Here is a 17325-nt window from a genome sequence, read left to right as displayed (position 1 = left end):
TGCGGGCCTCCACCCCGCAAGCGCCCCCTTGAATCATATTGAGCGCGAGCGCTGCTCCTGCTCACGGGCAACCGAAGCTGCCTGATCCTGTTGCGAAACACTGGCCGCCACCTGCTGGCTGCTTTGCGCCAACGGCTGCTGGGCGGCCTGTTCCCCGTCTATGGACGCGCGCAGCATCGCCGGATCACCCAACGTGCCCTGCACTGCAAACAACGTGCGTCCGTCGTTGCCCGCCAGCAGATGGTCAATGCGCGACATCCCCGCCTTCTGTGCACTCAGCGCCAGTGCGCCGGCCGCATTGTCCAGTTCCTGCGCACTGCGCAGCCCGCTCTGCGGCCCCATCTGCTGCAGGTGTTGGCGTGCGTCCTGGAACAGGACGTGTCCCGGCTCGCCCGGCTGCGACATGTCCCGTGCACCGGGCTGCTGCGCCGGCGCACCGACTTCGCCCCTATCCAGCCGCGCCATCACGTCCGGCGTCAGCTTCTGCTGCCAGACCTCGAAGCGCTGCTGGCGGGCCTCGATGCCATTGAGTGCGCCATTGATCGCACGCGTGGCCTCGCGCACATCCTCGCGTGCCGCCTCCGGCACGCGTGTCTGCCATTGCCAGACCGCGATGCGGCCGGCGTGCTCGGGCTGCGCAGCCAGTTCGGGATGGTTCACAAGGTCCAGGTCCAGCGCCTTGCCGGCACGCTCGTAGTTCTCCTTGCCGACCAGCGGCAGATAGCCGCGGCCGTGATACTTCAGCGCGTCGCCCGGTGCGTCATTGCCCATCCGCCCGCCGTACATCAGCTCGGCCAGGTTCTCCGGGCGACCGCGCAACGCCTCTTGGCGGGCACTCTCCAGCGCACCATTGCCATTACGCCACGCGGCCTCGACCGGGATCTGCGAGATGCCCCGGGTGAAGTTGAAGCTTTCATTGAGCCTGCTCAGGCCACGCGACTCGTGCCCGGCCTGCGCCATGAAGTTGGCCAGTTCCCGGGACGAGGTGATGCCGGCCTCCGTGGCCTGTCGCAACAATTGCGACTCTCTATCCTGCGACACGGTCAAACTCCTGCTCGATCATCGTGGGGTCCTCCTGCCTCCTCACAGGCGCGGCACTCAAGGCAAGCTCACGTCGGCAACCACGGACGGGTCAAAGTCCTCAAACCGTACCCTGCCCAGCTCGGCCGCCGAGAAGTCACGGGTGTGGGTTGCCTCGGTCTCGGTGTCGACCACCCTGCGCTGCACGCCATGGACCCAACAGACCTGCTCGGACGGCGCGTAGCGGAACGTGTAGGTGCTGCTCCATCGCTCGCGGCTGCCGCCGTTGGTGATCACGCTGAACGCGCCATCCTCGATCGTCACGTAGGCGAAGGGATCACCGGCAATGCCGCCGCGGGTAGAGCATGGCACCAGCTTGTCGTTGCGCGCCGCCAGCTGCCATCGGCCGGCAGCATCGCCCAGCAGCAACAACAGCACCCGGTTGGGACCGTGCTCGCCCGGCACCAGGCCATCGGGGGCGGGCTGATCGATCACCAGCAACTGGTCGTCGATGCCATTGCCGGTCAGATCACCGCGCACGGCTTCCAGCAGGTTCGCGCCGGACGGCACGAACGCCAACGCATTGTCCATGTTCGTGCCGCTCCCCTTCTGCATCCGCTGCCACTCCTTCAATCCCGTCTTGCCAGTACCCGTGCGCCGGCCGGGACACCGCGCAATGCGCCGCAGGCCCCGGTGTCCGCCAGAGCGGATGATAGCCCCGGCCCTGCGGTGGTGGTGTTGTGGGTGTGCGTCACCCGCACCGCGGGTCGTCAGCGTCCTCATGGACGGGAAAGCTCCTGCGCTCGATGGCACCGATGCGCCGGAATTTTGACGCGCACGCAGCTTACTTCGAGGAGCCCTCAGTCGTCGAAGGGGGAACGGAGCGAAAAGCGGACTTGATCACATAAAAGCGGGATTGGCTCTGCTGACCTATCTGACGCCTTATCAATACTTCCGGAAGACGGGCAAGGAGCATTCGGAATAGACGACGCGGCCATGTACCTCTGACTGCCGAGCAAATCGCGTGAAGGTAGTGACGGTGGTGTACCGGCCTGCACCAACATACGCTCCCCTAAAGCCACCAAGCATCCGGACGCCGCCTGGACACACTTTCAATACTTGCGGAAGACCGGCGCGGAACATGCCGAGTAGATCATCCTGCAATGCGCCCCGCCTGCTACCTGACAGTCACGCATGGCCTACTCCCCGGCGCTCTCCACGGTCCCCGAACTGGCGTACTGGGTACCGGTGGATGCCAGTTCCGAGGTGACAGCAGCCACACATTGATTCTGGTAGGTGAACTCGATCCTGCAACGTCCACCGTTCTTCTCGCAATTCGAAATCGCGACCCTCTTCGCAGTACGCTCACTGGGTTCGCCCACAGACGCGCCGCCCTCCGAACCGCTGGATGAGCCAGCGAGTGCGCCCCAGGTCTTAACCCATTCACCCAATGGTCTGGGCGGAGGAGTAGGAATCGTAGCGCTGCCCCCAGAACTGGCTCCTGGAATTGGCGCGCAGCCCTGTACTCCCTGCCCTCCAATCGGATACATACCGGGAGGGCAGTTCCCTTCCGCACTTGCGGATGAGAATGCTAGAAAGAACATTGCTGCGATGACCGCTTGCATCAATCGACCAGTCATGACCACACAGCCACGCCCGAACTCAGTTTCCAGCCATCTGCGAACATGCATGAAGTCTCCCAGACTCCTCGGAACAAAGTCACAGCCATAGCAGATGCGGCCCGAGTAACGCCACCTTCCAGTGCAGCATGAATACCTGCTGATAGCCGTCATGCAGAGCCTGGCGATCAGCGATACGCCCTGAATTCCGACATGCTGCAGGCCGAGTAGGCCACTTCACACGCTCCCCCATCATTCACAGAGGCGCATTCCTTAAACGCGAGCGATTGAGCTTCGTCAAGTGTTTCAGCACTGGCAACGATTGAATTTCCGGCAGCCTTTCCGCCCGAGCGGGGCGACGGATCGGCGATCGCGGCGCATTGATCGTGATAGCTCAAACGAATCTCACACTTGCTTCCTCCTCGCCGGACACATCCGTCGATCGCCGCCGCTTCCGCAGCTCGCTTCGATTTCTGGGATACGGAAGCACCGGTTGCCATCAAGCCACCAGTTGCTGGTTTTTTGTCCTCAGCGATGGCTCCCCAGCGCGTCTCCCATTTTCCGGCGGGAACCGGCGCAGAAGATCCAGTGGAGGGAGAGCTGCTTCCGCCAGGAATAGGCGCACACCCGCCGACGCCCTGCCCACCAACAGGGTACTGCCCAGGGGGACACCTCCCCTCCGCCAGAGCGGAGAAAGGGGCTATCAGCAGCGTGACCACAAGAAAGAATCTACCCACTGCTCTCACTCCTGCTCTCATCCGTGAAAATTGCAGCCCAGTCAACGGCCTGCAGCCAGCTGCCGTGTGCCTTCCCCACCTTGGCATTGCGACACGACAGCTGCCACATGACCAACCATTCCACCCAGCCGGTACAACTGGGTCAGAACTGCTCGAAAACAGGATCACTACACGCTGAATACATGACCTTGCATTGCACTCCTCCCTTCTTTCCGCAGCCAGCCATCGCGTCCTCTTTCGCGTCTCCAACTTCAGCCGCGCTCGCGAAGAACGCACCGGTCTGCGAGGCCTGAGGCGAGGCAATAGCAACGCACTGATTGTGGTAGGTCAACTTGACTTGGCAGTTCGTTGCCCCCCCCAGTGGCACACTGGGAAAGAGCTTCCTTTTGGGCTTCTCTTGCTGAGCTTCTGCTTGGACACACCAGTATCGCCTTGTCCGCCTGTCGCAATAGCGCCCCACGTTTTGTGCCACCGGCCCGTGGGATGGCTTGCCTGTATACCGACCTGCCGCTGCCCTCCAGTTCCAGCACCGGGAATCGGAGCACAACCTTGCACACCCTGCCCTCCTACAGGGTAGAAACCCGAAGGGCAGTTCCCTTCAGCCATTGCGATTGGCGTCCATGCACAGAACAGGAATGGGCCAAAGACGTGCCCGCCGCTGCCCTCCGAGATGCCATCAAGCTAGCCATGTCCTTGGAAGATCATAACGTCCTTGCACACGCCGCCGTGCAAAATTGAGCGGTCACGGGTCGGCCTCATTCTCAGCTGCAGCAGCGCAGCCGCGCCCGAGGCTTCTAGGAGCCAAACCGCCGTGCACGCAAATTGCAACAAACAAATAGGGATACGCGTCAATGCAAATCATCCCGAGCACGGCCGTTTCAGTACTTCCTGAACAAGGGCTCGGTACAATTTGCATACACAGGAGCACAGGCTCCCGGCTTATCATTCTTGCAGACTCCCTGAGCAGCCCGCTCGGCATCACCAGGAGTAGGACCCGTGCCAATTCCTGACAAGCCATTTCCAGTCCTTCCGCTCGGGATGACCCAGGAAACGCACTGATTGAAATAGGTCATGCTGACCTTGCAATCGCTTGCTCCACTGGCAGCACATTCTGAGACGGCTTTGCGTTCCGCCTCCTTCTTTGACCGGTGCCCCGTAGAAACGCCGGCATCGGAAGTGCTGGCGGATACCGCAATTCCACCCCAGGTCTTGATCCACTCACCCGTAGGTTGCGGAGGAGGAGGTGGAGACTGCTGGGCGGCGCCACCAGACGACGCGCCGGGAATTGGTGCGCATCCCATTGCCCCTTGTCCCCCACGGGGTAGTAACCGGGAGGACAGACTCCGCCTTCTGCACGTGCAGAGGAAGCTGAAGCTGCAGCTATTGCCAGAGACAGCAGGCTAAAGAGAGCAGATCGCATGAAAACCCTCACCTGTAAGACGGGCCGAAGCGTAGCCACAAAACGCGGGCTCAGCCTCAATTCTCTTTTGCACCACGGCTCATAAGGATGAATACGTGCGTCAGCCAAGACTCAGCAAAACGAAAGCCTCACTGTTGCCCTGCGACCCGGGCGAGTCGGCGAACCCACGAATACCCCGAAATGACTCAGCTCGAAGGACTCAAAAACAGGTTCCGAACAGTCTGAATACAACACCTTGCACTGTCCTCCGCCATTTCTGGCGCAATAGTCCAGAACGCGACTCGCCGTATCCTCCTCGGAGCCCGCGACCGAGATGGAGACTATGCCCTTACTGCCCGGGGCAGTGTCAGCATATGCCACACACTGATTCTTGTTGCTCGTATCGATCTTGCAGTCTTTCGCGCCATATTTCCCGCAGCGTTCCAGCGCATCCGATATCGCTTCCCGCTTTGTTCTCTGGCCTACCGACGCCTCCAAATCACCGGTGCTTGCTGCCCCGGCTATCGCGCCCCAGGTCTTAATCCATCGCCCGGTCGCGAGACGCCATTAGGGACAACGGTACAACGCATCTCACATCAGTGCTCCTGTGCCGCGCGAGGCTATGGCCGCCCAAGGTGCACAGCTCCAAAGCCTGCATCCGAGCTCTCACGAAATCCGATTGCGTCAATGCAACTCGTGCAGCAACCACAACCAGGTTGGCATGCCCCAAAGAAAATTCGCAGCGACAGGAGGACTTCTAGAACCTCTCAAAGATGGGATCGCTGCACTCGGAGTACATAACTTTACACCCGACACCTCCCTGCTTCTTGCAACCCGAGAGCGCCACAGCACCGGCCTTGGCAATACTGCCATCACGCGCTATATGGGCGCCGGTCTGTGAGGCCGTGGGAGACGCAATCGCCACACACTGGTTCTCATACGAGATCTTGACCACGCAGTTTCGCGCACCCCAGGTCGCACATTGACTTAGCGCTTCCTGCTCAGCCTCTTCACGGGAGTACTTCTGCTTTGCAACTCCCGTATCCCCCTTTTCACCCATGGCAACGGCACCCCAGGTCTTATGCCAACGCCCTGTAGGCTGCGGTGGGGGTGACGGCAACTGTTGCTGGGAAGAGACGCTGCCCGCACCGGGGATCGGAGCGCACCCACTGACACCCTGCCCACCAATTGGGTAGAAACCAGACGGGCAGTTGCCTTCAGCCATGACCGTTGAGGACCAGCATGAAGTCACCAAAACAAGTAGGCCAAATGTAAATCGCATTAGATATCCGCAACGGTGGGAAGCCATAGTGATTTCAACCTCTACTCAGTAGCCGCAGCACCACGCCTCCCTGATGGAGGAGATGCATCATGCGCCGGCACTCCAGACCCGCTAATTCGTCCCATATTGTTGGAATTCTCAATATGACCGCCACCGTTGCTTCGAGATGGTGCAGTTGGAGTGAAGAATCCACCCGACCCACTGGAGCCCGGCGGCTGCCCGTTCGGACCCGGCGAGGTCGGCACCGGGCTACCACCTATCTGCGAATATGCCATGAAGGTACCCAGGGTGCCCTGGAAGAACATCGCGGCCATTGGGGGCGCAGTCAGGATCAGCGTCGTCAGGATCAGGCCCATGCCGCCCTGCTGAAGCGCCATGCTGCTCATGCCCTCGGTCAGGTTCGACCCCAGCAGTGCACCCAGCGCGGACGCGCCCCAGAACGAAGCCGCCACGCGCGCCACCATTTCCATGGCAATGCCGGTCATCGCCGCCAGCACGGCCATCGAGAACATGGTGCCGATGCCATAGAACAACCATCGTTGGAACAGCGACTTTGTCTGCTCGAACAGCAGGCACAGGATAAACAGTGGTCCGAATCCGATGAACAGCGCCAGCGCAATCTGGTACAGCAGCAACATCGCGCCTGCGGTCACGGCGGGACCGCCCGTTCCCAGGCCGATGAACCACATCGCGCGGGTCTTGGCACTATCCAGAGCCACGTCGCCGGCCACATCCAGCACGCTTACCGACGTGAGTGCCAGCTGCATGTAGCCCAGGTTCTTGTCGATCAGCTCCGAGGCGGTCGACTTCTTGCCGGTCACGATGTAGGTGATCTGGTCCTGCACATCGTCGGTCAGGAAGTTCTGCAGCTTGGTTCCGAACATCGCCATCGACGTTGCGACGGTGACGATCAGGGCGGCGCGCGCCATGTTCGTCATCAGCGCAGCCATCGAGTCACGGCTCCGTCCGGTCACGATGCGGAAGCCCTGGATGAGCACCCACAGCGTCATCAGCACCAACGCCATCGTGCCGACCCAGGTCATCATCCGGCTCAGGATGCCGTTGCCGAAGTTGGTGATCTCGTCGCGCAGATAATCCAGGATCAGCCGGAAGAAGACGAAGTCGCCCACCGAGGCGAACAACGTGCCGTGCAACAGATCATTGAACACCATACCGTGCATCATTCCCTGACTCATCACATCACCCGCCCCGCATCGGGGCCCTGCTGGAGTGCGTTGCGCACGTGATTCACTTCGAAAGCGCGGCCTTCAGCGCGCCGGCCTTGATGACGCTGCCAATCGGATTGCGCTCGCCACGCAACGCACGCTCGGCCAGGTTCTTCTGCCGCCCCTGAAGGGCAAGAATCTGCTGATCGTAGACCTTGACGGTGGTTTCCCACTTCTTGAACGCCTTATCGAGTTCGACCGCGGTTGCCGTATTGTTGGAGATATCCTCCTGCAGCGCGCCTTCGTTCTTGAACGCGTTGCGGATCCGGCGCAGCTGCTGCAGCATCTGCTCCATCGCCGGCATGGACATCTGCACGACCTCGACGGTCTCGTTGTACTTCTTGTTCTCAAGCACCTGGATGTACGAGCAGATCGCTCGCTGCTGCGCGCCGATATCGCCGCCCGGGCTCATGTTCAGCACTGCCATCAGGCCGCTCATGCTGATCATGGAATCGCCACCGCACTTTTCGGCCACGTTCCAGTTTTCGGGAATCTTCGTCAGCGTGGGTGTCGGCGGCATCAGCGGCGAAGCAATGATCTGGGTCCAGTTCTGCAGCTTGGACAGCCAGTTGTCGATGGTCTTGGTGTACTGTTCGGCCGTCTGGCTCCAGCGCGCAGCCGTCTCGAAGTACTCCTTGCCGGCCTTCATCTCCTGCAGGAAGTTCATGACCCAGTTGAACGGGTCATAGACGGTCATCGCCTGCGCCGGGCTGGTGCCCGTGCTCACGGTCAGGCCCAGCGTCAGTACGGCTGCCATCAGGGGCGCCATGCGACGCCGGCGAATGGGCTTGCGTTGGGTTTCGGTCGTCATGGCAGTTTCCTTGTTCGTTTGAGTGGGCAGGTTCATGCCGTCTCCTCCTGATCCTGTTCGGCTCGCTTGCCCGAGCCCTTTCGATTCTTGTAGAACGCGTCCAGCCACTGATCCGGGGTCAACTCGTCCACCGTCACACGGTTGCGGACCGCTGCCGTCTGCAGCACGCGATGCATGATGTCGATGTTGTCGGTCGAGGCCGAGATCACCGACAGGATGTCGTCCATGCCGCGCAGGTTGAGCTGGCAGACGCTCGAGGCATGACCCTGCTTGACCAGGAAGCAGCGCGACCGCTCGTCCAGCGCGGTAACCACCTTGAACTCGGCCTCGGTCAGCTTCAGGCCATCCATGTAGTCGCTCTTGCTGGCGTTCGGGTTCGGCAGCAGAATCAGCGTGGCGGTCTGTTCGATCAGGGCCGCGGAGATGTCGCTCTTCAGCGCATCTTCCGGGCTCTGCGTGGCGAAGATGCCCAGGCCGTTCTGCTTACGGATGGTCTTCTGCTTGTTCTTCGCGAACTCCTTCAGGCCACCCTCGCCGTCCAGGATCTTCCAGAACTCGTCCATCACGTAGATCAGCGGACGGCCGTCGATCAGCGACTCCAGGCGGTGCAGCAGGTAATTGATGACCGGCACGCGCACTTCAGGGTTGTCGATGATGTCGGTGTAATCGAACCCGATGATGTTGGCCTTGCTCAGGTCAACGGTATCGACCGGGTTGTCGAACACCCAGCCCAGCGAATTGCCCGAGGTCCAGCGGCGCATGCGCGCGTAGAGACCGTCATCGCCCATGTTGGGCAGGCTCTTCTGGAAGTTGGTCATGTTGCGCAGGTGCATCGGCGTATCGAGCATGCTCTCCACTGCGCGGTAGATGTCCTCTTCTTCACGGGCACTGTACTCGCGCTTGCCGGCCAGCACCTTGATCAGGTCGGCCAGGAACTGCACGTTCGACTCGTTGTTCTCGCACTGGAACGGGTTGAAGCCAGTCGGCGCACCGTTCTCCAGGGCCAGGTAGTTGCCGCCGCAGGCACGCACAAAGATCTCCGCACCACGATCCTTGTCGAAGAAGAAAATGGTCGGCGACGGCTCGTACTTCTGCACCTGGCTGAGCAGGAAGTTGATCAGCGCGGTCTTACCGGTACCTGACTTACCGATCACCATGGTGTTGGCGATCGCCTTCTCGCCCAGCGAATTCTCCGACGGATGGGTCGCGTGGAAGTTGAAGTAATACGGCTGGCCGTTGGTGGTCTGCAGCGTGGTGACGCAGTCGCCCCAGGGGTTGTTGTGCTGCTTGCCGGTAGCAAAGTTGTGCAGCGGTGACAGACCCAGGAAATTCAGCGAGCTGACATTGGCCAGGCGCGTACGGTAGCGCCAGTTGCCCGGCAGCTGCGAATAGAAGGACGAGGTAACCGCCAGGTCTTCCTTGGTCGACACGAATCCGGCGTTGGACAGCTCGGCCCGGGTCGAGGCGACGTTCTGCGAGAGCTTGGCCTGCGTGTCGCCGTACACCGCCATGATGAAGTGGTACTCGCCCAGCACGAAGTTGCCGGACGACAACTGATCCATGGCCTGGTCCAGCTCGACGATCTGGCTGACCGCCTTGTCGCCGGAGGAGATCATCATGCCCTTGGTGCGGTCGAGCACCTTCAGCGCGTCCTGGCGCCCCATCGGGCTGAACGAATGGGTGATGACATACTCGTAGTCCAGGTACTTCAGGCCGTTGAGAATGCCCGGGTAGGTGCCCTCGGCATACTCCTTGATGTTGAGGATGGCACCGAAGTGGTTGGCGCCATTCGGGGTGTTGATGACAAAGTCGCCGGTCTTGGCCGAGAACATGTGCCGGCTGACCGGCAGGTAATCCTTGATCGGCGCCGGCAGCACCGGCACCGGTTCGTCGATGCGGTTGATCAGGTATCCGAACAACTCCAGCGTCTCGGAGAACACCACGCCATTCTTTGCCTCATACATGCCCAGGCGATACGGCGCGTAATCACGGATCACTGCCTCGACGTTGCCGGCCAGCTCCATCAGCTTCTCGATGGCCTGTTCCTGCTCGGCACGCAGACGATCGACGTTCGCCGACTTCTCCACGAAGCGCTTACCCGATACCACCGGGCGATAGATCATGGTCAGGTACAGCTCGTTCTGCATGATGCGCTGCGAGGACAGCATGCCCATGTACTGGTCGGACACGTCCTGGTTGAAGCGCTGCCGGTAGGTGCTCTTGCCTTTCAACGTGCGGCGGCGACGGATGTCGTGCACCCAGAAGGCGACGTTGACGAAGTCCGGCGCACGCAGCGTCTGCAGCAGGCGATTGAAGGTGTTGTGCCGATGTTCCAGTTCCCATTCCTCGCGGCCCACGAACGGCAACCCCTCCAGGTACCAGGTCAACAGGTAGTCACCGCCCGTGGTCTTGACCACGTTCGGGGCGACATGCGTCGACAGGGGAATGAACTCACTGATGGAGGTATCTGGGCTGAACATACGACTGCTTCCAAAGAGTTACTGCCAGGGAACTTCGAGGTGGCCTGGCGGGCAGCACGCGCCCGCCAGGCCATTCCGGACCTCAATCCATTCGGGCCGGCTTGTTGCGGTAATGATTCGGGTTGAATACCCACATGCCGTCGTGCTGCTGCACGTTGCGCACCCGCAGCTTGAACATCAGGCGCAGGCCCATCAGACGAAAGATCATCTCGTCACGTTTGGCCATCTGCCGCATGATGAAAATTGCTACCGGAATGGTGAGCAGGAACCAGAAATTGGTGTAGACGCTCAGCAGCAGCAACCCACCTGCCACCATGAAGAATGGCAGGTAGGGAACGCCCAGGAACATTGCCGGGCGAGTGCAACCGCGGAAGACGACGTTCTTATGCACTGTAGTAGAGCACTGCCTGCTGGATCAGCATGCCGGTCTTGCCTTCGCAGGTGCCGTACTCGTCACCCAGCAGCATGCGGGCGATCTGGCCGGCGGCACCGATCAGGACGCCACCGATCAGGATCGGCGAGACCTCGCTGATGCGCTTGTGCGCGAAGGCAATCTGATAGCCGGCGAAGATGACCGCGATGGTGACGACGGCAATCGAGGCCATGTTCAGCAGGCCATTGATGTTGGAGAAGAAGCCGCAGACCTTGCCGTCGGTACCGCCGTAGTTGGTGGCGCCGTTGGTGGCGAACACCTGCGGGGCGAACAATGCGCCGACGAAGATCGTTGCCATCAGCAGGGTCTTCAGCGTGCGCTGGGCCTGGACGAGGTCGAGATTGGATCGCTTCATGGATTGATTTCCTTGTTGATGGACTAACACAACTGAATCGACCAGCCGGGGGACTGGCCGCACCACGACTTCGTCAGAACACGAAGGCCGCATCCCCTGCGGGAATCTGCTGCACCGGCGCGCCCTGCGCCGGCGCGTTGTACGAATCTGCGCTTTCCGCCACCGGTAGGTTGCGTTCGCTCCACGGACGCAGCATCACCGGGCCATTGTCGGTGCCGCCCGCGGCACCAGGAAGCTGTTGCGGCATTGCCAAGCTGTTCTGGGACGGCAGGCGTTGGGCCATGCCCTGCGGGAACTGCACCTGCTGCGGCTGTGCAGCCCCGCCCTGCTGACCTGCCTGCTGGGGCTGCATCATCCGGTCCACCGACCCCAGGACGACCTTGGACAGCGCCTGATCGGCAATATTCAGCAGACTGCCGCGCGCCATCGCACCGGTGGACGGGTACACCACGTACGCACGCGCTGGATCATCCGAAGGAACGTACACCGGTCCGTTCGACTGGGCGACAATGCGCGCCTGTGCCGGCGACGCCAGCTGCGGGTGATGCTCGATCTTCACACTACGGCGTTCGCCACGGCTCACGACGTCGATAGGCGCAACGCCGTTGCTGGCGACCTGCTGCCCACGGCGGATCGAGTCGTAGACCTTCTGCACATAGCCGTGACGGAAGCCGGTTTCGAAATTGCCCGAGTAGTAGCAGCTGAACGACTTTCCCCAATCGCCACCCGAGCGCTTGTAGCACTCGGCGAGGATGCGGGATCCGGCCTGCAGGTTCGGGCACTGCTGGAACGCTTTCTCGTACGAATCCAGCCCGTACTTGCCCAGGTTGTAGCGGTTGACCTGGGCCAGGCCGATGGAGAAGTTGTAGCCCTTCTCTTCCAGCATGCGCACGGTGGCCAACGCCTCGTCCAGCGCCTTGGGCTGGCGCACCAGCGCTCCTCCCACCACGCCGATCGCGTAGGGATTGCGCGACGATTCGACATTGATGACGTGCTGCATCACGTCCATCGACACGGCCATCTCCGGGCACGCCATCATTTCCAGTCCTGGCAGCATCCTTCAGCCCTCCTGCCCCTGGGCGCGCCCAGGGTTGAAATCGATACCGGTGATGTAGCGGGAACCGGCATGTGCCTTGATGTGGACGACGATGTCGATGGTCATCATCAGCAGTCGCTTGATCACGTTGAACTCAAGCCCAGAGCCTTCGCTGGAGGCCTTGACCATCAGCGCCAGCTGGTCCCAGGTCTGCTCCGGGCTGCCGGCATGGCAACTCGTGATCGACCCCGGATGGCCCGATGCGCAGTTGCGGATGAAGTAGAACGCCTCGTCACCGCGCAGCTCGGCCAGGATGATGCGTTCGGGCTTCATGCGCAGGCACGCTTCCATGCAGCTCTTGGCGGTGACATTGCTTGCGCTCTGCCCACCCTTGGAGTACAGCAGATGCACCACGTTTGGTTGGGTCAGAAACAGTTCGCGCGCGTCCTCGATCGTGACCAGGCGTTCACTGTCCGGGATATGATTCACCAACGCTTTCATGAAGGTGGTCTTGCCGCTACCCGTCGCACCCGATACCACGATGTTCTTGCGGTACATCACCGCACGCCGGAAGAATTCGGCGTACTCACGCGAATGGCGCAGCTCCAGCAGCTCGCGATCGTGTTCGCTGATGCTGCCGTCGCTCTCCAGGATCTGGTTGAAGAATCCATCTTCGTGATACTGCGTGAGTGACTTGGTGTGCTTGGACGGCAGGCGGATGGTGATCGACACCTTGCCCGCGTCACACGCCGGTGGAATCACGAACTGGGCGCGCTGACCGGTGGGAAACGTGAGCGAGACCACCGGATCTGCATCGGTGATGCGCTGCCCGGTGTTGCTCTCGTTCACCACCGCGGTGCAGAACTGCCGGGCCCGCTCGAAAGTCAGGCCCGGCACGTCCACCCGCTGCCACCCTGCACGGGTTTCCAGGTACAGCTCGCCGGGACGGTTGATGCAGATTTCCGTCACTTCCGGCGAAGTCATGTACTCGGCGATGCCCAGCACTTCGTACTGATAGCGCAGGAAGTCGCTGGAGACGAGGGCGAGGGGTGACACTTCAGCGTCCATGGTCGTTCGTTGGGTTACCGGCGGGGATTCAACACGTTGGTGAAATCGACGTCCTTGGCAACGTAGACATTCACCACAGTGCCCTGGTTGATGGTGACGGTCGGCGGACGACGACTGCTGCCGAGTGCCTCATTGGCCAGGCGCTCCATGGTGCGCGCAGTAGCGCTTTCATACGGCGACTGGATGGTCATACCGTTGTTGGCCACGGTCGTGGTCTCCGGACCGTGCTCTGCAGCGGCATACTTGAACGCGTCGGCCAGCAGGCTGATCATCAGGGCAGAAGCGATACGGCTGCCCCAATGCGCGCTGTACTGACCGGGATGGCCCGCGCCGCCCAGACCATCGGTACCGGGGCTGGACATGGCCACGTCGATGCCATTCGGGGTGGTGATGCGATCCCAGATGACTTCCACACGCTTGCCCGTGGGACCACCGCCGTAGGCGCCATAGATCTTGGAGCCCTTGGGCAGCAGCAGATTGCGGCCGTTGATCGAATACACCGGCTCCGTCAGCAGGCACGAGGTGTAACCGGCGATGTCGGTGATGATGCGGGTTTCCAGCACGCAGCGCAGGTAGGTGCCCCGCACCAGCAGTGCATCCGGACTGCGGATATAAGTGGCGCTGGAGACATCTTCCACATCCGGTCCACGGCGCACCTTCTGCGGCTGCGCTTGCGGATTGGCCGCCGCCTGCATGGCCGCGATCATCGCCTGGTTGTAGTCGGAGCCGCTCTGGCCGTTGGCGGCGCCGCCCGCCTCGCCCCCGCCCACGCCGGAGCCGCTGCCCATGCGACGGTCCATCAGCGTCGGTCCACGCTCATGATCCGCCTTGGCCTCGTTGCCCATCGGGAAGCCCGGCATTGGCACTTCCTGCTGCGGCGGAGGCGGCAGCATCGGGATCGGATCGGCAACCGCGATCGGCGGCGCCGGCTCGGGCGCCCCGACAACGCTCGGAAGCTGCGGCGTGGTGGCACGTGCTTCTTCCTGTGGTTTCTTCTGCTCGGCTGCGTCGTCCTGCCCCTTGCGGAAAAGCAGGAAACCCATTGCCATCAGCAGCAGGACGATACCCCCCAGGAACAGCAAAGCTTTGCGGTTCAGGCGCTGCTCTTCTGCCGAGCGCAACTGAGGCGCGCCAGCATCCAGATCAGGCGCAGCCTGCTGGTCGTTGGCGTTGCCGAAGTACGGGTTGGACGGCGGCTCCTGGCCAGCGGCGCCCTGGGAATAGGGAGACGGGTTCGGGTCATTTCCCGGAGTGTTCTGCTGGCTCATTTCTTCACGTTCCTTCGCAGGCCGACGACGAAGTCGCCATGGCGGATGACCAGGTACGGGTACGTCCCGTGCACGATCAGCGTGTTGCCTTCAACCGTGGTGTTGACCACGAAGTCTTCACCGTATTCCGATTCACGCCCGAACACCGCCGGGAAGATGCCGGTCTTGTACTCGGGCGAGTTCGGCAGCCTCAGATAGGTGAAGCGACCATCGTCATAGGCGTTGACGGGAATCAACCACCCCATCTTCTTCGCCTTGCTGGTCGAATAGGAGTAGTTGAAGTTGTACTGGCGATCCTTGGCCAGTTCAGAGCTCAGCAGCGGTTTGGCTTCCTCTTCGACCGCTTCCTGGGCGACGCCGAACACGGTGTCGTTTGGATAGACGAAAGCGATCTTGTACTGCACGCCCGCGCGACGGGCCTGTTCCAGCTGACGCCAGTCGGTGGCCACCACCTTCAGTTCGAAGATGTAGGAATGGGTCTCCGTGCGCACCATCATGTTGGTGTCGACGTCGACATTCTTCGGCTTGAGATAGAACACGTTCTCGCGACGCGTCAGCTCCCAGCCATTGCTGAAGCCAGTGCTGTAGTCAAGGATCTTTTCGTTCGGACTCAGCTCGATCTGCGTGGTCAGGCCCAGGCCGGTGCGAACAGGATAGATGCGATCCTTTTCATACTCGTAGTGGTCAACCGCCTGCGCCATCGCCGTTGCACAGAACAGCAACGACAACATCGACAGCAGCGCCAGCGCGCTTCCCCTGATATTTCGACTACTCATCGGTTGCTTGCTCCATCAGCAGTTCCGGTGGAATTGTTCTGTGCCGGCCTCATGGCCGGCTGTGCGGGCATGGCCTGCCCCGGCATTGCTTGACCCTGCACCGGTTGACCCGGCACCGGTTGACCCGGCACTGGCTGGGCTTGCATCGGCTGCCCCTGAACCTGACCGTTGGGCGGAACGGCAACGGGCTGGCCAGTTGCGGGATCGATGATGGTGGCGGCAGCCGGATTGTTCGGGTCGTACACGCCCTGCGCCTGTTGCGCCGCCTGCTGGGCCTGTGCCTGCAGCGCGCCTTCATCCGGCACCGGAACGCCACGCGAGTAATCGTTGTCGACGCGGTACTCGGTGACCTGGAAAGCCAACGGATTGAGGATGCGGTCCTGCTCGGACAAGGCGAGATTCTGGTTGTACTCGAAGCGCATCGTCACCAGCTGGTTGTCCAGGTAGGTAGACGCACCGGTGCGCTTGTCCAGCAGGCTGCGCTGGATACGGACCGAAGCACCCCGGAAGCTGCCGTTAGGCTCGGCCCCCAGCGGCGTGATGCTGAGGATCTTGACCCGGATCGCCTTCTCCCGGCCGTACATCACGAATGGGTTCTGCGGGTTGTTGCCTGCATAGCGCTGACGCATCGACTGCGACACCGGGCCGTTGGACATCACGAACACCAGCTCCCAGTCGCGCAGGCCCATCACCGCCGAGTCGTAGGATTCACGCGCCAGCACGTACTGGGCGACGTTGCTGCGGTTGATCGCTTCATTGGTGGTGATCGTCTCGCCCTGGAAGGTGCCACGCAGGCGAGCGACCGTTGCCGTGCCGGTATACGCATCGGCCATCACCAGGAACGGCACCTTCTCCTTCAGCGGCAGCATGTAGTAGTAGCCGCCCGCCAAAGCGAGCGACATCAGCAAAGAGCCGGTGGCGACCCACCATGCGCGCCGCTCGCTGCGGCGTGCCATGTCGGCCACGGTGATCTCGTAGCTGACCGCCTTGGCGACCGACTGCTCGACCTTGGGACTATTGCCGGGATCCTTCTTGCGGAACATGGATTCTTCCGTACTGCTGAAACATCAATGGGCGTGGCACCCCTGCGACAGGCGCGGGGAGCGGCACGTTCGATGATTTCGAGGTGGACTCAGGTGCCGCTGTTGGAATCAGCGCCCTGCGCCGACGCGGTGGGCGTCGAGCCAGCGCTCTGCACAACGATCTGGTTGCCAACAATGGAGACGGAGATGCCCTGTGCCGCATAGGCCGCCGTGAGATCGATCACGGCCTGCTGAGCGTTGGTGGTGTCGATGTTCGAGACCGCGCCGTACAGGGTGAAGTCCGAGCTGAGGCGGTAATCAAGCGTGCGTCCGGAATCCTTGGCCCAGCGCTCGAGCATGGCTTTGAGCGTGCCATCCATCGGCGAGGCTTGGTAGACGTAGCTGGAGTACAGCGGGATTTCGGTCGTCGCCGCCGCAAAGCGGTTGACCGGCTTCCAGCGGCCGCCGAAATCGGGAGCGGACTTGGTGGCACAACCTGCCACCATCAGCGCCGCGACTGCGGCGATGGACATTTTCGCGATAAACGCCTGATTCATACGGGCTTCACTTTGACGTACGAAAAAGCAGTCCCGAGCGTTGGCTCCCTGGTCGTCCGGCGCTGCATGGCGCACGCCGGAATCGGGGAGACGCGCTGGCATGCAGCACACCTGCCCCGGCTCCCCTGCAGCCCGAAAGCTGCCAACCAAGTCGCGGGGCCGCCAGACACTGTCGACGACACACCCGCACACCCTCACCAACGTCGAAACCATCCTTGTTTCCATGGCACAAACTC

19 protein-coding genes are annotated in these 17325 nt (G+C 61.6%); all 19 read right to left on the bottom strand.

Going from position 1 to position 17325, the window contains the following annotated elements; translation table 11 throughout:
• Nucleotides 1-33: 33 nt before the first annotated feature.
• Complete coding sequence (locus HLA98_RS13790) at nucleotides 34-1041, bottom strand: XVIPCD domain-containing protein (RefSeq protein WP_057501883.1); 1008 nt, start codon at nucleotides 1039-1041, stop codon at nucleotides 34-36.
• Nucleotides 1042-1098: 57 nt separating this feature from the next.
• Entirely contained in the window at nucleotides 1099-1635 is a 537-nt protein-coding gene (locus tag HLA98_RS13785; protein WP_049455020.1) for a hypothetical protein, read from the bottom strand.
• Nucleotides 1636-2219: 584 nt separating this feature from the next.
• Nucleotides 2220-2570: a DUF4189 domain-containing protein gene (locus HLA98_RS21465; protein ID WP_425480870.1), complete on the bottom strand. Its 351-nt coding sequence runs from the start codon at nucleotides 2568-2570 to the stop codon at nucleotides 2220-2222.
• A gap of 257 nt (nucleotides 2571-2827) precedes the next feature.
• On the bottom strand, nucleotides 2828-3397 hold the full coding sequence (locus tag HLA98_RS21385) for a DUF4189 domain-containing protein (protein WP_265340563.1): 570 nt from the start codon (nucleotides 3395-3397) through the stop codon (nucleotides 2828-2830).
• Nucleotides 3398-3518: 121 nt separating this feature from the next.
• Nucleotides 3519-3743, bottom strand: coding sequence for a DUF4189 domain-containing protein (locus tag HLA98_RS21275; protein ID WP_232015567.1), 225 nt, complete (start codon nucleotides 3741-3743; stop codon nucleotides 3519-3521).
• Nucleotides 3744-4254: 511 nt separating this feature from the next.
• Nucleotides 4255-4677 carry a DUF4189 domain-containing protein gene (locus HLA98_RS13765; protein ID WP_232015510.1) on the bottom strand — a complete coding sequence of 141 codons (423 nt, stop codon included), beginning with the start codon at nucleotides 4675-4677 and terminating at the stop codon, nucleotides 4255-4257.
• A 230-nt stretch (nucleotides 4678-4907) separates the two neighbouring features.
• Nucleotides 4908-5300 (bottom strand): DUF4189 domain-containing protein, encoded by a 393-nt coding sequence (locus tag HLA98_RS13760; RefSeq protein ID WP_265340564.1) that lies wholly within the window; start codon nucleotides 5298-5300, stop codon nucleotides 4908-4910.
• 232 nt (nucleotides 5301-5532) lie between these two features.
• Nucleotides 5533-6000 carry a DUF4189 domain-containing protein gene (locus tag HLA98_RS21380; protein ID WP_080392954.1) on the bottom strand — a complete coding sequence of 156 codons (468 nt, stop codon included), beginning with the start codon at nucleotides 5998-6000 and terminating at the stop codon, nucleotides 5533-5535.
• 98 nt (nucleotides 6001-6098) lie between these two features.
• Nucleotides 6099-7229 carry a TrbL/VirB6 family protein gene (locus HLA98_RS13750; protein WP_232015508.1) on the bottom strand — a complete coding sequence of 377 codons (1131 nt, stop codon included), beginning with the start codon at nucleotides 7227-7229 and terminating at the stop codon, nucleotides 6099-6101.
• Nucleotides 7230-7305: 76 nt separating this feature from the next.
• On the bottom strand, nucleotides 7306-8094 hold the full coding sequence (locus tag HLA98_RS13745) for a TrbJ/VirB5 family protein (protein ID WP_232015507.1): 789 nt from the start codon (nucleotides 8092-8094) through the stop codon (nucleotides 7306-7308).
• A 32-nt stretch (nucleotides 8095-8126) separates the two neighbouring features.
• Nucleotides 8127-10574, bottom strand: coding sequence for a VirB4 family type IV secretion/conjugal transfer ATPase (locus HLA98_RS13740; protein WP_049455396.1), 2448 nt, complete (start codon nucleotides 10572-10574; stop codon nucleotides 8127-8129).
• An 82-nt stretch (nucleotides 10575-10656) separates the two neighbouring features.
• A complete protein-coding gene (locus tag HLA98_RS13735; RefSeq protein WP_080392955.1) occupies nucleotides 10657-10965 on the bottom strand; it encodes a VirB3 family type IV secretion system protein in 309 nt (102 codons plus the stop codon).
• Nucleotides 10958-11362 (bottom strand): TrbC/VirB2 family protein, encoded by a 405-nt coding sequence (locus tag HLA98_RS13730; RefSeq protein ID WP_053443246.1) that lies wholly within the window; start codon nucleotides 11360-11362, stop codon nucleotides 10958-10960. Before HLA98_RS13730 ends, HLA98_RS13735 begins: the two co-directional genes overlap by 8 nt.
• A gap of 73 nt (nucleotides 11363-11435) precedes the next feature.
• The gene (locus HLA98_RS21460) at nucleotides 11436-12419 is read right to left on the bottom strand and encodes a lytic transglycosylase domain-containing protein (RefSeq protein WP_057501879.1); all 984 of its coding nucleotides are present in this window, start codon (nucleotides 12417-12419) and stop codon (nucleotides 11436-11438) included.
• Nucleotides 12420-12422: 3 nt separating this feature from the next.
• The gene (virB11, locus tag HLA98_RS13720) at nucleotides 12423-13466 is read right to left on the bottom strand and encodes a P-type DNA transfer ATPase VirB11 (protein WP_088479781.1); all 1044 of its coding nucleotides are present in this window, start codon (nucleotides 13464-13466) and stop codon (nucleotides 12423-12425) included.
• Between the two features lie 14 nt (nucleotides 13467-13480).
• Nucleotides 13481-14734 (bottom strand): TrbI/VirB10 family protein, encoded by a 1254-nt coding sequence (locus tag HLA98_RS13715; RefSeq protein WP_100442801.1) that lies wholly within the window; start codon nucleotides 14732-14734, stop codon nucleotides 13481-13483.
• Nucleotides 14731-15510 (bottom strand): TrbG/VirB9 family P-type conjugative transfer protein, encoded by a 780-nt coding sequence (locus HLA98_RS13710; RefSeq protein WP_057499284.1) that lies wholly within the window; start codon nucleotides 15508-15510, stop codon nucleotides 14731-14733. The genes HLA98_RS13715 and HLA98_RS13710 overlap by 4 nt, the downstream gene beginning before the upstream one ends.
• Nucleotides 15507-16553: a VirB8 family type IV secretion system protein gene (locus tag HLA98_RS13705; protein WP_057499285.1), complete on the bottom strand. Its 1047-nt coding sequence runs from the start codon at nucleotides 16551-16553 to the stop codon at nucleotides 15507-15509. Before HLA98_RS13705 ends, HLA98_RS13710 begins: the two co-directional genes overlap by 4 nt.
• A gap of 89 nt (nucleotides 16554-16642) precedes the next feature.
• Complete coding sequence (locus HLA98_RS13700) at nucleotides 16643-17089, bottom strand: hypothetical protein (protein WP_012480646.1); 447 nt, start codon at nucleotides 17087-17089, stop codon at nucleotides 16643-16645.
• Between the last annotated feature and the right edge of the window lie 236 nt (nucleotides 17090-17325).

The organism is Stenotrophomonas africana (assembly GCF_013004645.1).
Taxonomy (GTDB): Bacteria; Pseudomonadota; Gammaproteobacteria; order Xanthomonadales; family Xanthomonadaceae; genus Stenotrophomonas; species Stenotrophomonas africana.
This window is presented reverse-complemented; position numbering and strand designations above follow the sequence as displayed.

Bases quoted from the DNA above. Each gene is read 5' to 3' on its own strand.
- HLA98_RS13785 (WP_049455020.1), bottom strand. From the start codon at position 1,635: ATGCAGAAGGGGAGCGGCACGAACATGGACAATGCGTTGGCGTTCGTG.
- HLA98_RS21465 (WP_425480870.1), bottom strand. From the start codon at position 2,570: ATGTATCCGATTGGAGGGCAGGGAGTACAGGGCTGCGCGCCAATTCCA.
- HLA98_RS21385 (WP_265340563.1), bottom strand. From the start codon at position 3,397: ATGAGAGCAGGAGTGAGAGCAGTGGGTAGATTCTTTCTTGTGGTCACG.
- HLA98_RS13765 (WP_232015510.1), bottom strand. From the start codon at position 4,677: ATGGGATGCGCACCAATTCCCGGCGCGTCGTCTGGTGGCGCCGCCCAG.
- HLA98_RS21380 (WP_080392954.1), bottom strand. From the start codon at position 6,000: ATGGCTGAAGGCAACTGCCCGTCTGGTTTCTACCCAATTGGTGGGCAG.
- HLA98_RS13750 (WP_232015508.1), bottom strand. From the start codon at position 7,229: ATGGTGTTCAATGATCTGTTGCACGGCACGTTGTTCGCCTCGGTGGGC.
- HLA98_RS13745 (WP_232015507.1), bottom strand. From the start codon at position 8,094: ATGACGACCGAAACCCAACGCAAGCCCATTCGCCGGCGTCGCATGGCG.
- HLA98_RS13740 (WP_049455396.1), bottom strand. From the start codon at position 10,574: ATGTTCAGCCCAGATACCTCCATCAGTGAGTTCATTCCCCTGTCGACG.
- HLA98_RS13730 (WP_053443246.1), bottom strand. From the start codon at position 11,362: ATGAAGCGATCCAATCTCGACCTCGTCCAGGCCCAGCGCACGCTGAAG.
- HLA98_RS21460 (WP_057501879.1), bottom strand. From the start codon at position 12,419: ATGCTGCCAGGACTGGAAATGATGGCGTGCCCGGAGATGGCCGTGTCG.
- virB11 (WP_088479781.1), bottom strand. From the start codon at position 13,466: ATGGACGCTGAAGTGTCACCCCTCGCCCTCGTCTCCAGCGACTTCCTG.
- HLA98_RS13715 (WP_100442801.1), bottom strand. From the start codon at position 14,734: ATGAGCCAGCAGAACACTCCGGGAAATGACCCGAACCCGTCTCCCTAT.
- HLA98_RS13710 (WP_057499284.1), bottom strand. From the start codon at position 15,510: ATGAGTAGTCGAAATATCAGGGGAAGCGCGCTGGCGCTGCTGTCGATG.
- HLA98_RS13705 (WP_057499285.1), bottom strand. From the start codon at position 16,553: ATGTTCCGCAAGAAGGATCCCGGCAATAGTCCCAAGGTCGAGCAGTCG.
- HLA98_RS13700 (WP_012480646.1), bottom strand. From the start codon at position 17,089: ATGAATCAGGCGTTTATCGCGAAAATGTCCATCGCCGCAGTCGCGGCG.